General features: G+C 34.5%; 14 protein-coding genes and 1 pseudogene. 8 read left to right on the plus strand and 7 right to left on the minus strand.

Annotation, left to right across the window (positions count from 1 at the left end):
• Window positions 1–52 precede the first annotated feature (52 nt).
• Window positions 53–459: pseudogene (gene tnpA, locus AsFPU1_RS22145) on the minus strand (IS200/IS605 family transposase); the annotation flags it as partial.
• A 66-nt stretch (window positions 460–525) separates the two neighbouring features.
• Between tnpA and AsFPU1_RS22150 the strand changes: the two are divergent.
• The gene (locus AsFPU1_RS22150) at window positions 526–1737 is read left to right on the plus strand and encodes an RNA-guided endonuclease InsQ/TnpB family protein (RefSeq protein WP_124970148.1); all 1212 of its coding nucleotides are present in this window, start codon (window positions 526–528) and stop codon (window positions 1735–1737) included.
• A 246-nt stretch (window positions 1738–1983) separates the two neighbouring features.
• Here the strand turns inward: AsFPU1_RS22150 and AsFPU1_RS22155 are convergent, their stop codons facing one another.
• From AsFPU1_RS22155 to AsFPU1_RS22165, 3 genes are all read right to left on the minus strand, one after another.
• Window positions 1984–2226 (minus strand): hypothetical protein, encoded by a 243-nt coding sequence (locus AsFPU1_RS22155; protein ID WP_124978074.1) that lies wholly within the window; start codon window positions 2224–2226, stop codon window positions 1984–1986.
• Window positions 2227–2389: 163 nt separating this feature from the next.
• A complete protein-coding gene (locus AsFPU1_RS22160; protein WP_124978072.1) occupies window positions 2390–3754 on the minus strand; it encodes an efflux RND transporter periplasmic adaptor subunit in 1365 nt (454 codons plus the stop codon).
• A 46-nt stretch (window positions 3755–3800) separates the two neighbouring features.
• Entirely contained in the window at window positions 3801–4454 is a 654-nt protein-coding gene (locus AsFPU1_RS22165; RefSeq protein ID WP_124978070.1) for a GUN4 domain-containing protein, read from the minus strand.
• A gap of 164 nt (window positions 4455–4618) precedes the next feature.
• On the opposite strand from AsFPU1_RS22165, the gene AsFPU1_RS22170 reads away from it, so the two are divergent.
• Both AsFPU1_RS22170 and AsFPU1_RS22175 read left to right on the plus strand, forming a co-directional pair.
• A complete protein-coding gene (locus AsFPU1_RS22170) occupies window positions 4619–5626 on the plus strand; it encodes an aspartate carbamoyltransferase catalytic subunit (protein WP_124978068.1) in 1008 nt (335 codons plus the stop codon).
• 96 nt (window positions 5627–5722) lie between these two features.
• Window positions 5723–6211 (plus strand): PepSY domain-containing protein, encoded by a 489-nt coding sequence (locus AsFPU1_RS22175; protein WP_124978066.1) that lies wholly within the window; start codon window positions 5723–5725, stop codon window positions 6209–6211.
• Between the two features lie 115 nt (window positions 6212–6326).
• On the opposite strand, the gene AsFPU1_RS22180 is transcribed toward AsFPU1_RS22175, so the two are convergent.
• The 3 genes from AsFPU1_RS22180 to AsFPU1_RS22190 form a co-directional block, all read right to left on the minus strand.
• The gene (locus AsFPU1_RS22180) at window positions 6327–7559 is read right to left on the minus strand and encodes a HAMP domain-containing sensor histidine kinase (RefSeq protein ID WP_124978064.1); all 1233 of its coding nucleotides are present in this window, start codon (window positions 7557–7559) and stop codon (window positions 6327–6329) included.
• Between the two features lie 135 nt (window positions 7560–7694).
• Window positions 7695–8381, minus strand: coding sequence for a response regulator transcription factor (locus AsFPU1_RS22185; RefSeq protein ID WP_124978062.1), 687 nt, complete (start codon window positions 8379–8381; stop codon window positions 7695–7697).
• Window positions 8378–9121 carry a COG4705 family protein gene (locus AsFPU1_RS22190; RefSeq protein WP_124978122.1) on the minus strand — a complete coding sequence of 248 codons (744 nt, stop codon included), beginning with the start codon at window positions 9119–9121 and terminating at the stop codon, window positions 8378–8380. Before AsFPU1_RS22190 ends, AsFPU1_RS22185 begins: the two co-directional genes overlap by 4 nt.
• Window positions 9122–9414: 293 nt before the next feature.
• On the opposite strand from AsFPU1_RS22190, the gene def reads away from it, so the two are divergent.
• From def to AsFPU1_RS22210, 5 genes are all read left to right on the plus strand, one after another.
• The gene (gene def / locus AsFPU1_RS22195; protein ID WP_124978060.1) at window positions 9415–9978 is read left to right on the plus strand and encodes a peptide deformylase; all 564 of its coding nucleotides are present in this window, start codon (window positions 9415–9417) and stop codon (window positions 9976–9978) included.
• Between the two features lie 41 nt (window positions 9979–10019).
• Window positions 10020–10217 carry a hypothetical protein gene (locus tag AsFPU1_RS22200; protein ID WP_124978058.1) on the plus strand — a complete coding sequence of 66 codons (198 nt, stop codon included), beginning with the start codon at window positions 10020–10022 and terminating at the stop codon, window positions 10215–10217.
• 261 nt (window positions 10218–10478) lie between these two features.
• Window positions 10479–10652 (plus strand): hypothetical protein, encoded by a 174-nt coding sequence (locus tag AsFPU1_RS22845; RefSeq protein WP_172957583.1) that lies wholly within the window; start codon window positions 10479–10481, stop codon window positions 10650–10652.
• Window positions 10649–12724 (plus strand): AAA family ATPase, encoded by a 2076-nt coding sequence (locus tag AsFPU1_RS22205; protein ID WP_124978056.1) that lies wholly within the window; start codon window positions 10649–10651, stop codon window positions 12722–12724. Before AsFPU1_RS22845 ends, AsFPU1_RS22205 begins: the two co-directional genes overlap by 4 nt.
• 510 nt (window positions 12725–13234) lie before the next feature.
• Window positions 13235–15304, plus strand: a complete 2070-nt coding sequence (locus tag AsFPU1_RS22210; protein WP_124978054.1) for a DNA phosphorothioation-associated putative methyltransferase — start codon at window positions 13235–13237, stop codon at window positions 15302–15304.
• The last annotated feature ends 106 nt before the right edge of the window (window positions 15305–15410 follow it).

Genomic DNA, 15410 nt, shown 5'->3' on the forward strand with positions numbered 1-15410 from the left:
GTTAACGGTGAGATGAATTTTTGCCAAGAAATAAATCGACCGTAGGGAGTCCTTATTTCTTAGGGGAATTTTGATTTTCAACATAATTTTTAAGTTGTTCAACAGTTACGCCTCCACAACTAGAAACAAAATAAGCCCCAGTCCAAAAATAGGGTTTGTTGTAAAAATATTTACCAGACAAAAAAAGGAAAGTCACGTCGAATAAGACGACTACTAACCGTTTTTTAAGTTAGCAATCAACTTAGACAAAGATATTTCAGGTTTGTAGCTAACCAAAAGATGAACATGGTCAGGTTCTCCGTTGAACTCAAGCAACTGACATTCCCATTTATCAAGTGTTTCTTGAAAAATAGTCTTTAATTGGTTCAATATATCTGCCGAAATAGCCTTTTTACGGTATTTTGTTACAAATACAATGTGAACGGTAAGTTTGTATACAGACCTGTAACCTTTGTTGTAATCACTTGACATATTTAAGCGGTAACTCTACAATGATAATCGTACCGCCAAAAAATGAAGCAATCTGTGATTACGCTAACTTACCAGTTCAAATTAAAATTGACTTGTCAACAAACCCAAGAGATAGAAAATATCTTAGTGGTGTGTCGTAGAGTTTACAATTTTGGTTTAGCTGAAAGAAAAGCTTGGCTAAAAAGCCGTAAATCACCTGTGAATGCTTGCTCAATTATTTCTGAGTACATATTCGGCGTTGATACTCCCTATCCGAATTATTTTGTTCAAGCTAAAGCCTTAACCATTGCCAAACAATCCTTAGAAAGTTTAAGGTCTGTTAATGCTCAAGTGTTACAGCAAACGCTTAAAACACTAGATAAAGCTTTTACTGACATGAAAGCAAAAGGAAACGGGTTTCCTAGATTTAAAAAGGTAATGCGTAGTTTTGTTTTTCCTGCCATGCTAAAAAATTGTTTGGCTAATGGAAAAGTTAAATTACCTCAACTTGGATGGGTAAACATTCGACAATCAAGAGAATATCCTACTGGTTTTGAGGCAAAACAAGCTCGTATTGTCAAGAAAGCTAGTGGTTATTACTTGATGATTACTTTTCAACAATACGAAGAATGTCCAGACCCAGTAGTTGGCAAAACCAGTTTAGGAATTGATGCGGGAATTGAAAGTTTCATGGCTACCAATTTAGGAGAATTAATCAAAGCCCCACGATTTTTGTTAAAGGCAATGCGTAAGCTTAAATGGCTACAAAGACGCTTAAAACATAAAATTAAAGGCTCTAACAACTGGTTAAAACTCCAAAGAAAAATAGCTCGTTTATATGAATCTGTAGCTAATACTCGTCGTGATTGGCAGTTTAAATTAGCTCATTACCTTTGCGATAAAGCCGACAATATTTTTGTTGAAGATATTAACTTTAATTCTTGGAGTCGAGGAATTGTTCGTAAACGTTCTCTCGAATCAGGGATAGGACAATTCATTAATGAAATTTTGCCTTATATCTCTTGGAAAAGAAATAAGTTTTATCTAAAAGTCAACAAGAATGGAACTTCTCAAGAATGCCCTAAATGCCATAAAATGACGGGCAAAAAGAAGTTAAATCAACGTTTGCATGATTGTCAGTTTTGTGGACATCAAGAAAATCGTGATACTGCGGCGGCAAAAGTAATTAAATACAGAGGAAAAATTGCGGTCGGACAGTCCGTAATGATTACTGAAAATGCTTGTGGAGACGGTCTGGCGGGGGTCAAACAATTAACGAATCTTTGATCTAGCTAAGAGTCTGTGATGCAAGAATCCCCCGTTAGACCGCCCAAGCGGTTAACGGCGGGAGTGTCAATCCTAACTCTGACCTTGAATACAGTGTACGCAATGCCTGGGATTTGCTCCCCAATGATTTTACTTGCCTGTAACTCGTCAATAATCGGCTGGACATCGGAGCGGATATTACGATACCGTTTAGCTAAAGTGCCTAGGCTTCGTTTGAACTCAGGTGCAACCTGGATTTGAATTGGCTCATTCTGCATCAATCCCATCCCAAAGCTGTGAAACAGGAAGTGTATTCCCTGTCATGGCTTCTTGCCATCCCTGACGAAAGCTTTCTTCTGCCGATTTCAGTGTAACACTCTCACGAAACAGACGAATTATTTGCAACAAATTGGGTAAGTATTCGTGGGGAGTTTGCTCGATTTCCCCAATTACTTGTTCAAGTAGCTTTTTCGTACTAGCATTGTCAGCTACAAAATTTTGTTCTGTCATTCTCGTACTCTGTTAGCAACACTCTGATTAAAAGTTTAGCAGAAAAGGAAGTTCCATTAAACTTTGAGATGTTATTCCAGTGCGATCGCGGCTTTTGTAGGGTGCGTTAATGTTAATGTGGGGAAACTGCTTCCAAACCAGTAGTTTTTTTAAACAGTCAAACTCACGGAGACGTAATGGGTCGACCATCTCTCAAGTCTAAAATACGACTTACGGCGATTCTATCCCCTGGTTTAACACCGGAAATGACTTGATAAGCTTGTCCTTGAATGGCCCCAACTTTGACAGGAATTTGTTTAGCCACTAAAATTCCTGTAGCCTGTTTTGCATCTGCTGGTTGAGCCACAAAAACGAATTTTTGACCCCCTAAACTACTCACCGCCGTAGTTGGTACTAATACGCCAGGTTTTTGGTTCCAAATCACCCGTACTTGGACATATTGTTTATCCCGTAAGGTGCCATTATTACGAAAAGTCATTTTAACGCGAATAGCTTGGGCATTTTGTTCAACCAAGGGGGAAATATAAGTAATTTGTCCCCGGACTTTCGGACTGCCATCAGAGTTAATTATTTCGACAGGAATACCTTCGCGTAGTCGGTTACGGTTTTCTGTGGGAATATTAACATTAAGATGAAAAACTTGATTATCCGTAATGGTTGTAATGGCTTGTCCGATATCAATATTATCCCCTAATTTTTTATCATTGAAATCTCCAACTACACCGTTAATGGGAGCATAAAGAAAATTATAAGCTAACCCTTGGCTGATTGATCCAAGTTGTCCTTGAGCTTCTGTAATTGATGATTTTCGACTATTTATATTCGCTAAGGCCTGTTCAACTCGTTTTTCACTAGCGCGTAAATTTTCCTTGGCCGCATTGAGAGATTCTTGAGACGCATCACGAGCTTTAATAGTCTCCTGAAGTCGAGCTTTAGTGCTGTCAAGTTCTGATATTCTATCGTCTAAATTTTGTTGTGCTTGCACCCCTTCTTTGACCAAAAAGATGGCCCGTTCATAATTAATTTTTGCTAATTTTAACTGAGCGCGTAGATTTTCTATATTAGCCTCGGCCCCAGCTATTTGTGCTTTAGTTTGTTCTACTTCAAATTTGGCTTTATCCCTTTCGGCTTCTCTTTGTCGATATTCGGCTTCAGCAGCACTTAAATTAGCTTTAGCTACATTGAAACTTCCGGTAGCTGACCGGACATCTTCCTGTTCTTGAATAGGTTGAATTTCCACTAAGGTCTGTCCCTGACGTACCACATCCCCTTCTTTCACCAAAATATTAGCAATACGTCCACTGGTACGACTTGGAGCTAAGTTAACCCTTTGTCTAGCCTCTAAAGTTCCCACATATTGACTACTATCAATTAAACTAGCTGATTGTAAAGTTTGTAATGTAACGGGAATAGGTGGAGGGGCTGCGGCTTTTTTTTCTTCTGTCGTACTACAAGCCATAGTTAATAAAGAAATTAATAGAGCAGTTCCTAATAATTTTTGCGAAGATTGAACAGAATTGTTGATCATTTTACTAATTGTAATTTTAACCAGTCATTAAATCGTTTTATTTCTGTTAATTAGATTTCTTTAAGTTGCCTGAGGGAGTAAAAATAGGAGATTTTTGAGTAGGATAGGAGACAATTTTGCAGTCTACCATTCGTTGAGTAATGGCTGTATAATTGAGTCGACCACCTGTTATTTCGTATTCTGAACGGGGGATAGGAAGATGACCTACAGGGGCATCAAGACTATAATTCAGATTTTGTTTAAAGGTAATCCATTGATTATCTTTACGCCATCCTACTCTGTTACCAAACTGATCATAATTTTCGCTATTAAGTAACCTTCCTGGTTTATTTCCAGTTTCAATAAAAATAGGAAATTGTTCGCTAAAGCCAAATTTTTTCTGAGAATATTCTTGCCAAAGAGAATCAATAGTTTTAAGATCCCAACAAGCTAGGGTAGCAATATCTTGACGGGACATCCACCCTTGTTCGTCTCGGTTAATGGCTTTAAGAATTAATTCCCTAGTGGTTTCATTGGCCCGAAACCATTGTTGAGTGCTTAACAGATTACGCAATGGAGTATAGTCTACTTGGGTTTCAGGAGAGATTAAGGGGCGATCGCTATTTGGGGGAGTTTCTTGGGCCCCAAGACTTGATACAGATACCCAACTCAACATAACAACTAAGAGAAACTGTTTTAAGGGGGTTGGTGTTATCATCATAGGCTATCACAAAAATTAAAGGATTGAGGCTTAATTATACTCTGATCATTGTAACAATTAACCGATAATATGGTGATTTTTTCTATCTGCAAAGGGTTTAATTTATGAGGAACCACTCAATAATACAATCAATAACAGATAACTTAATTATGGATCATTAAATAATGACTTGGACTCGACACCACATTTTAAGCTTAGCTGACTGGAATACTCAAGAGTATAATACTTTATTACAAACTGCTTCTAGTTTTCGAGAAGTTCTCTCCCGACGCACTAAAAAGGTTCCGGCCCTTCAGGGACAAGTAGTGACAAATATGTTCTTTGAACCCTCTACTCGCACTCGCAGTAGTTTTGAATTAGCAGCTAAACGTCTATCGGCCGATATTCTTAATTTTGCCCCAGGAACCTCTTCTTTAACCAAAGGAGAAACCATTTTAGATACTGCTAAAACTTATTTGGCCATGGGAACTGATATTATGGTTATTCGTCATAAACAGGCGGGAGTTCCTCACGCGATCGCCGCAGAAATGGATCGTTTAAATACAGGGGTTAGTATCCTAAATGCCGGGGATGGCCAACATGAACACCCCTCTCAAGCATTACTTGATTTATTTACTTTGTGTTCTTTGCTAGACTTTGATCAACCTCGACTAGAATTATTACAAGGTAAAAAAATTGCTATTGTTGGTGATATTTTACATTCGCGGGTTGCTCGTTCTAATATTTGGAGTTTAACTGAGGCCGGAATGTCTGTACATTTAGCGGGGCCTCCTACTTTATTACCTCAATTATTTAGTCAGATTAAAACAGATTTTTATCCTGGACAATTATCTTTACATTGGCAACTAGAACCTGCTTTAATAGAAGCTGATTTTGTCATGACTTTAAGGTTACAACATGAACGAATGACCGATTATTTATTACCAAGTTTACGAGAATATCATCAAGGTTATGGTATTACCCGTGATCGTCTTAAATTATGTCATCCTAATGTTAAGATACTTCATCCTGGGCCAGTTAATCGAGGAGTAGAAATTAGTTCTGATTTAATGGATGATTCCAATTTTAGCTTAATTCAACAACAAGTAACCAGTGGTATTGCAGTTCGCATGGCTTTATTATATTTGATCGGTACATTGGCTGAGGAACGGTCAGAAGTTAAACATTTTTAAGTCCTTGCGACTACCCTTAGATCTTCTAGCTTTTTAACTTCTTGATATTTACTGTTTAAAGTGTGAGTATCAATTCCAAAATTAAGGACATTACTCATGAAAAGTTCAAGCAAAATCATCTTAGGGATAGCTTTACTCAGTACATTGGGGATTAGTGGTTTAGTACAAGCTATTAATACGAAACAAGTAAAATTACCAGTTGCTGTCATTTCTTCACAACATAAACCCTACCAAGTTGCAGAAGTACCAGGGGGTGATGGAGATGGGGAAATTAATGATGATGCTCAAGAACAAAAAGAATCCGCTAATTTACAATCTCTTGCTAAAATTGGCCCCCAACAAGCACAACAAGCTGCTGAAAAAGCGATAGGAAGTCAAGCAAGTCAGGTTAAATTAGAAAATGAAGATGGAAACTTAGTTTATTCTGTCATCATTGGACAGAAAGACATTAAAGTTGATGCAGGTAATGGGAAGATTCTTTATACTGATACTTCCAATGCTGAAACGAATGAAAAAGACCGTCCTCATAGTAGTATTCGTATTGCTGAAAATGCAGATGAAAATAATGAAACAAATGATAGATAGAGACGTTTCAAGACTCTTCATTTAAAATAATGAGTCGGTTGGGTTGAGAAACAAAACCCAACACTCATTACCTTTTTTTGTCAAGTTTCATTATCCTAGAACTTACACAGAAGTTTCAATTAATTGGTAAAGATACGATAAAACAGCTACCAATTCCTAACTGACTACTAACCGTAATTGTTCCCCCATGATGATGAACGATTGCTTGAACAATTGCTAATCCTAAACCAGACCCACCATTCCAATAAGAACGAGAGGTATCTGCTCTCCAAAATCGCTCAAAAATTTTCTCTAAATTTTCAGAAGCTATACCAATTCCTGTATCTTTAATTTCAATTTCAATTGAGGACTTTTTGAGTTTACCTTCGATGTAAATTATGCCTGATTTTGGAGTATAATAAATCGCATTATCAATTAAATTACTGAATAATCTTTCGAGCTTTAAAGAATCACTAAAAATGAACAAATTTTCAGAAAAGTTAAGTTGTAAGTCTAAATTTTTAGTCTTAATTTTTGTATGATTTAGCTTAATTAATTGCTCTAAAATACTGACTAAGTTAACCTTTTCTTTTTTGAGGAGATTAACTCTATCAGCGCGAGCTAAAATTAGTAAATCTTCAGTTAAATTAATCATTTGATCTGTGGCACTAGCAATCGCTTCAAAACTTTCTTGATCCGTTTTTCTCATTCCTTCTGCATACTTAAGAGAGACAGAAACATTACTATCAATTACCATTAAAGGATTGCGAAGTTCATGAGAAGCATCTGCCGTAAATTGTTTTAAACGTTGAAAACTTTCTTCAATGGGTTGCATTGCTTGATTGGTTAAAATAATAGCACCAATTCCACTACCCATTAAGGCAATGATCATACTAATTCCTAATACCCAGTCTAATTTTGTTAACGTTTCTTCTAATTCTTCCAAAGATTGACTGACTCTAACATAACCAATTAATTGACCATAATCACTATCAATAATGGGTAAGGTAATACTTTGGATATCAGGATTTCCTTGTTGAATTTGTACTAAAATATTTTGAGAAAAAGGGATAGTAATTACAAATTTACCTTGCTTTAAAATAGAGTTACCTTGTTTATCAAACCATTCTAAGGATTGACTTTTATTAAGTAATTCTTGAAGTCTAAAATCATTGTCAATTTTTAAATGATTGTTTTCCCATTCTGCATTACCAGACGCACCCTGTCCTAATACGGTTAGTTTTTGACTGATTTGTTCTGTCAAACTATGAGCAAAAATCAAACGAATTCCAATGATAAATACACCTAAAACTGAAGCTAAAATTAACAAATAGGATAAAAGTAAGCGATTACGAATATTTTGAAACACAAGATAAAAAAGATAACAATAATTAATCAAACAATTTTGTAGGTTTGGTTAAGGAACGGAACCCAAACTCATATCTTCATTGCCCATAATCATTTGTTGGGTTTCACTTTCTTTCAAGCAACCTACATTTATGCTTCAGCGAGTAGTATTGATAGCCATTAAACGATAACCCATTCCATAAACAGTTTCAATTAAAGTGTCGGGACTACCTGCCATTTTAAGCTTTTTTCGCAAATTGGTGATATGAGTTCTTACCGTTTCTTCTCCTGATAAATCATCAAAACTCCAAAGTTTGTCAATAATGGCTGAACGAGTTAAGACTTGATTTGGGTTTCTCAAAAAACATTCTAATATCATATACTCTTTCGGAGTTAAAGTTAGATAATTTCCGGCATAAGTCACTTCTTGACTATTAGGATCTAAGTGTAAATTACCATGAATAAGAATAGGCGTTTTAATATCAGAATACCTTCGATATAATGCCCGAATTCTAGCGGATAATTCTTCTAATTTAAAGGGTTTAACTAAATAATCATCTGCACCTGCATCGAGTCCTATTACTTTATCTTCTGTGGCATCTTTTGCCGTTAACATCAAGATCAAAGCTTGATATTTTACTTCTCTTAATCGTTTACAAAGAGAGATTCCATCCAATTTAGGCAACATCAAATCTAATAAAATTAAATCATATTGTGTCGCTTGTGTGTATTCCCATCCTTCTATTCCATCTTTGGCTAAATCGACCGAGTGATATTGATAGCTTAAATCTTTAGCCAAAGGGTTAGCAATACGATGGTCATCTTCAACGATTAGAATTTTCATATTCGTTTTTTCTGCTTAAAACTTAAGTAAATAACCAGACTAATAATGATAGAAATAAAAAGCATACTGGTTCCAATAGTGCCATAACCAAAGCCTCCATTTTTAGTAGGTTGAGATAGTAAATCACCGATTGATGCGCCAAAGGGACGAGTCAATATATAAGCTGACCAGAATGCTAAAACTGCATTCATTTTAAAGTAATAATAACCGATTGTTATTATAGCAATTGTTGACCCAAATACTAAAGCTGATTGTGCATAATCTAACCCTGAAGTTTCTGCTAAATAATCTCCTGTTGAAGTACCCAAGGCAAATGTAAATAAAATAGCTACCCAGTAGAAAAGTTCTCTTTTAACTGTGTTAATGGAGTGCATAGCTAATGTCTTTTCGCTGAAATACCAAAATACAAAAACTGCCAATAAGCCTAAAATAAAAACGATGTTAGTTGTTACCAAACTAACACCAAAATTATCTACTAATCTATCAGTAATTAAGGTACCGACAATACTGATTAAAACAACCACAAGCCAGTAACTCAAAGGTACATAGCATTTAAGCCTAAACTGATTTAAAAGGGCAATGAGTAGCAAACCACCCATAATATAGGATGTAATATCTAAACCAAGGTTCATCGTAAATGCTAAAAAATCAGCCCCAGTTTCACCCACTGTAGTTGCCATAACTTTAATCATCCAGAAGTAAATTGTCACCTCTGGAACTCTGTTCAAAATCTTCTCCACAATATTCCTCTTTCCTGATTTTTCTGACGACTTCATCATGCAGACAAAAAATCAAGAACTTGGAAAGATATCCTTTACTTTAGATTAAGATGTTTATTAGAGAACTGAGAAGATGGTCAATTGCGATCGCTTATAACTAAGGAATAGAGCTAAATGTTAACGTTTATGATAAAGATAATGGTGATTTTGCTCGATAAAAGCCTATACTGGGATGTTAATGATATTGATGAGATGTTAATATTGGTTAAGATTAAAGAAAAACAAAGGATCGTTATTAACCACATTAAAGTCTTATGAGTGCTGTGATCGCTGTCGAAAAAGAAAAGTTAGAAACCCCTCCCTTAGATATTCATTATCTCGGCGATCGCGCTTTGCGTCAGCCAGCTAAACGTATTGCCAAAGTGGATGATTCTCTACGCCAGTTAGCCAAAGAAATGTTACAAACAATGTATAGTTCCAATGGTATCGGTTTAGCTGCGCCTCAAGTAGCAATTAATAAACAGTTAATTGTTATTGACTGTGAACCGGATAATTCTGCTAATATACCACTCATTTTAATTAATCCTAAAATCATTGGTTATTCTCAAGAGTTATGTGTGGTAGAAGAAGGTTGTTTAAGTATTCCTGGGGTTTATTTAGATGTTACTCGTCCTAAAACAATTGAAGTAACTTTTAAAGATGAACAAGGTAAACCTCGTAAACTACAAGCAACTGATTTATTAGCGCGAGTTATTCAACATGAAATGGATCACCTTAATGGGGTGATGTTTGTTGATCGGGTTGACAATGGGTTAGCATTAAATGAAGCCTTACAGAAACAAGGGTTTTCAGTGCAAGCAGTCAAACCTGTTAAATAATGTAAATTAATGATATTTATTGTCCATCAGGAGTAATTTTTGTGACCCCAAAAAGCGGTGTATTATTGTTAGGATCTTGTATTGCTGCGATCGCAGGTGTGGGTTCAGTTTTTGAACTATCTTCAGGAACTCCTGAGTTGGGAAGTCTCCCGACTAGCATTATTTTAACTGTTAGTATTCCCTTAACGATTGTTTTCTTTTGGTTAGCTGTACAAGATACAAGAGCTAATATGAAATAATCAATAAATAGAGAGTCAATCTGTTGAATAGTTATTAATAATATGACATATTTTCACATTATTTAGACTCTCTATTATTTACTGATAACTGATAAGTACCTAATCAAAATTGATTGCACAGCCAGGGCGGGTTTATCTATTTTTTTTGTGAGAATCATGGATTTATGTAAAAAACCCGCCCCTACTACAAATTTTATGTAATTAATTTTGTCTATCTACTTAAACGATAACTGATAACTCTAAAAAAGGGGCAATAAAAAAATGACTGAAAAGGATAATCTTGATAAAATACAGGAACCGATAACAAATGCGCCCCCTGAAATTCGCCAAATTATTGAAGAAGTTTTACAATTAGAACAAGATAAAATCTCTGTTAAATCTCCTCGTAATATTAATGATGATATAGTTAAAATAATAAAAGAAATAATTCAATGAAACTTCTATCAATTAGATTATGTAATTTTCGTCAATTTTATGGAAAAACGCCAGAAATTAATTTAGCTTCTGGTCAGAGGAATACCACGATAATTCATGGTAATAATGGTGCAGGAAAAACCACATTATTAAATGCGTTTACCTGGGTATTGTACGAAAGATTTACTTCTGCTTTTATCTCCCCTAATCTCTTGATTAATAAACGATCTATTATGGTAGTAGAGATCGGAACATCTGTAGATTGTTGGGTAGAAATTTATTTTGAACATCAAAATAAAAGATATCAAATCAAGCGAAAATGCTACGCTTATCGGGATAAAAATGGAGTTATTCAATATAGTAAAAATCAGCTTTTGATGTTAGTTGCGGGAGAGGATGGCCGCTGGTATCCACCTTTACAACAACCAGAAGATATTATTAATCGAATTTTACCGGAAAGTTTACATCAATACTTCTTTTTTGATGGAGAACACATCGATCATATTTTTCGTTCTAGCGATCAAAATAATATTACAGAAGACACCAAAGAATTATTAGGGATTAAAGTTTTTGATCGCGGTATTGATCATCTAAAAAAAGCACAAAAAACATTACAAGATGAACTTAAAATAATTGGAGATATTACCACAAAAACTTTACTAAAGCAACAAGAAAAGCTAGAAAAACAACAGCAAATATTGATTGAAAAAAAAGCAACAATTATTAATGATTTAGAAAACAAAGAACTAGAAAATCAACAACTATCACAACAATTATTAGAATTAAGTGGTTCCGCAAATTTAAAACAGCTAAAAGAAAAATTAGAACAACAAGAAAAATCATTAAGAAAAAATTTAATTGAAGTAAAAACTAATCTAAAATCCTTAATTTCTCGTTTAGGATATCAAATATTTTTACCAGAAAGACTGAGCAAATTTCAAGCATTAATCGTTGATTTACGTCAACGGGGAGAGTTACCCAATGGCATTAAACAGCAATTTATTGAACAATTATTAATGAGAAAAAGTTGTATTTGTGGCCATGAATTATTAGAGGGAACTTTAGCTTATGAACAAGTAAAAGAATGGATGAATAAAGCAGGTATTGCTGGAATAGAAGAAGCTGCTATTCGCTTAGAATCTCAAGTAAATGAAATACCTCGTCAACTGCAAGAGTTTTGGGACAATATTGATCAACAACAAGGCAAAATCAATCAATACAGAACAGAATTATCTAGGGTTGAAAATGAATTAGATGAAATGAGTGAAAAATTCCGTAATTATCCTGATGAAGATATCAAATTATTGCAATTAAAGTTAGATAAGATTAATACATCAATTCGAGAATTAAGATTAGAACAAGGGGGAACTCAACAGGAAATTACGGTAATAGAAAAACAGATTGAAAATATAACAAAAGATATTGTTAAGCATAAATTAAAAGAAGATAAACAATTATTAGTTAAACGAAGAATTGCTGCGAGTCAAGACGCAAGAGAAAGATTAATTGAAGTGAGAAATAGATTAGAAAAACAATTTAGACTTTCCTTAGAACAACGAGTGCAAGACATTTTTAGAACAATTTCTTTTACTCCTTATCTTCCTCGTTTAAGTCAAACTTATGAATTAACATTAGTTGAAAATACGTCAGGAATAGCGGTTCCCGTGGCAGCTTCTACGGGAGAAAATCAAATTTTAAGTTTATCGTTTATTGGAGGAATTATTGATAAAGTAAGAGAATGGAATCATAAAAATACCTTAATAGGGCCAGATAGTAGCACCTTTCCTATGGTGATGGACTCTCCTTTTGGCAGTTTAGATGAAATTTATCGTAGACAAGTAGCAAAATTATTGCCAAAATTAGCTAATCAGTTAATTATTTTAGTCACTAAAACTCAATGGCGTGGGGAAGTACAAGAAGAAACATATAATTATATTGGGAGAGAATATATTTTAGTTTATTATTCCCCTAAACCAGACTGTGAACAAGATTTTATTGAGTTAGGTGGAATTAATTATCCTTTAGTTACTCATAGTTCGACTGAATTTGAATATACAGAAATTATTGAAGTTACTCGAAAAAATAATAATTAAAAACAAAAAAGGTTCTACCGGACAAGTTATACTAAATTATTACAAATAATAGACTTCAAATCTAAAGAGTTAAGCTATACAAACAAAGGTTGCCTACGCAACCTATAATTGCCTCCGCCCTCGTCGGACTTTGTTTTTATAGTATAAGGCTTTAGCCTTTTGTTAATTATTAGTTTAGCATAGTAAGTGTGCTAAAACCCTAAAAAAGAGGTTTTTAAAAACCTCCCTAAGGTTTTTTTCATAATGTTTCTAAGTTAAACTTTTGCGGATATGTTCCTCAATCTTTTTTGGTTCTACCGGACAAGTTATGCTAAATTATTACAAATAAGAGACTTCAACTTTTCATAGTAGGAGTCAACGGCCGTTGACCCCTACAAAACAGGCAAGATGCGGCGTTCCACACCTATAATTTAGTCCGCCCTCGTCGGACTTCGTTTTTATAGCATAAGGCTTTAGCCTTTTATTAATTATTAGTTTAACAGAATAAGTCCCATAGAACCATAATTGCTTATGTTTTTAAAAACTGATTACTTTAATACAATTATTAATTGTTGTCAAAATAGTCCTATTGGCAAACAATTACCTAATGCTTTGTATGTTCATGTTAGCGCGATCACTTCTCTTGATCCTATTTTACAAGAGTACGAAATTAACGCCAGAATTACCGAAGATATTAAAGCAGCAACACTCATTAAAATTAGCACAGATAAACCGAAAATATCCTATCTTTTTTATCCTAATTTTGATGATGATCCCCATCCTGCTTTAACCTTAAGTATTGTGGTTGATCTACAAAATAATAAAGCTAATTATTGGAATTATAGTGATACAAATAATCCGCCAATTCTTCACAGAAAAGAAACATTTATTACCTCAAATTATCCAAAGTATGCCATATTTAAACACTTAACTTATTTAGAAGAAAATTTAGGATTGTTAAAATTATCTCGTTCTATTGGAACAAGATTAGAGTGGGAAAAACGATTAAAACACTATCGAATCACATTTGAAGGTCATTTTTTAATCTGTCTTCTTCCCCTTAACCCTACTGACACCGTATCAATTCAAATTGAACGTCATAAAGCTGCCATTGTCAGAAAAAGTTTATCTCGTCCGGTACGCTTAGCTTTAGAATCAGAATTATTTACTCCCCAAACTGATTTCTTCGACTATGGGTGTGGTTATGGTGGGGATATTGAACGTATCAGGGAAGCAGGATATAAAAGTTCAGGATGGGACCCTTATTATCGTCGAGATAGTCCGTTAAATTCTGCTGATATTGTTAATTTAGGGTATATTATTAATGTGATTGAAGATTTATCAGAACGACGAGAAGCATTAATTAAAGCATGGTCATTAACCCGTCGTGTTTTAATTGTAGCTGCCCAAGTATTAATTGATGATCGAGATCGAGGAGTTGTTGCTTATGGAGATGGAATAATTACCAGTCGTAATACTTTTCAGAAATATTATGAACAAGAAGAGTTAAAATATTATATTGATCAAGTGCTAGAAGTAGATTCTATTCCAGTGGGATTAGGTATTTATTTGGTATTTCGTCAAGAAAATGAAGCCCAAAGTTTTCGCGCTTCTCGTTTTCGTTCTAATGCTTCAACTCCTAGAATTCTTAAAGAAATTAAGCGATTTGAAGATTATGAAGCAATTTTAACTCCTTTGATGCAATTTGTCACAGAAAGAGGAAGACTTCCGGTTAAAGAAGAATTAAATAATGAGGTACAATTAAAAGAAGAATTTAGAAGCTTTCGTCAAGCTTTTCAGATCATTTTACAAGTTACAAATGAAGAAGATTGGGATATGATTACACAAAAACGTCGTCAAGATTTACTCTTATATTTAGCCCTCAGTAAGTTTGGTCAACGTCCCAAAGCTAAAGATTTATCTCCGAAAGTTAAACAAGATATTAAATCTCTGTTTGGTACATATAATAATGCTTGTCTCTTAGCAGATAATATGTTATATCAGGTGGGAGATTTAAAAATTATTGCTAATTTATGTCAAATTAGTCCGATTGGGAAACTATTAAAAAATTCCCTAGTAATTCATTTAAGTGCCTTAGAAACGTTAGATCCTTTGCTAAGATTATATGAGGGATGTGCGAGTCGAACAGTAGGCAGATTAGAAAAAGCGAATGTGGTTAAATTTTCTTGGAGAAAACCCAAAATATCCTATTTATGTTATCCTGATTTTGACACTAATCCTCATCCTAGTTTACACAGCAGTGTAGAAATTGAATTAGGGAATTTACGAGTTAATCATCGAGACTTTACCCAAGAAGATAACCCCCCAATGTTACACGAAAAAGATGCAATAGTTACGAAAGATTATCCCCTTTATGAAAAGTTTGCTCAACTCACTCTAAAAGAGAAAGAATTAGGATTATTAGAGGATTTTAAAACTATTTATCTTCTCAAAGGATGGTTGCAAACCTTAAAAGATAATTGTGTTATAATTAAAGATCATGAATTAGAATGGGATCAACAGGCAGATCCCCAACAAATTGAGTTAGTAAAAGCAAAAATTCAAGAAAGAAAAAATCATGAAGAACCCGTTAATGACTAGCCCTAACCCTAAAGGGTTGGGCTATACAAGTCAAGCCCGTATTCGCGGGCTAAATAAAGAATTATTAATATTTGAGCCTGCGTAGGCATGCTTCGTTCCTATAGCT

This window comes from Aphanothece sacrum FPU1, from assembly GCF_003864295.1.
GTDB lineage: Bacteria > Cyanobacteriota > Cyanobacteriia > Cyanobacteriales > Microcystaceae > Aphanothece_B > Aphanothece_B sacrum.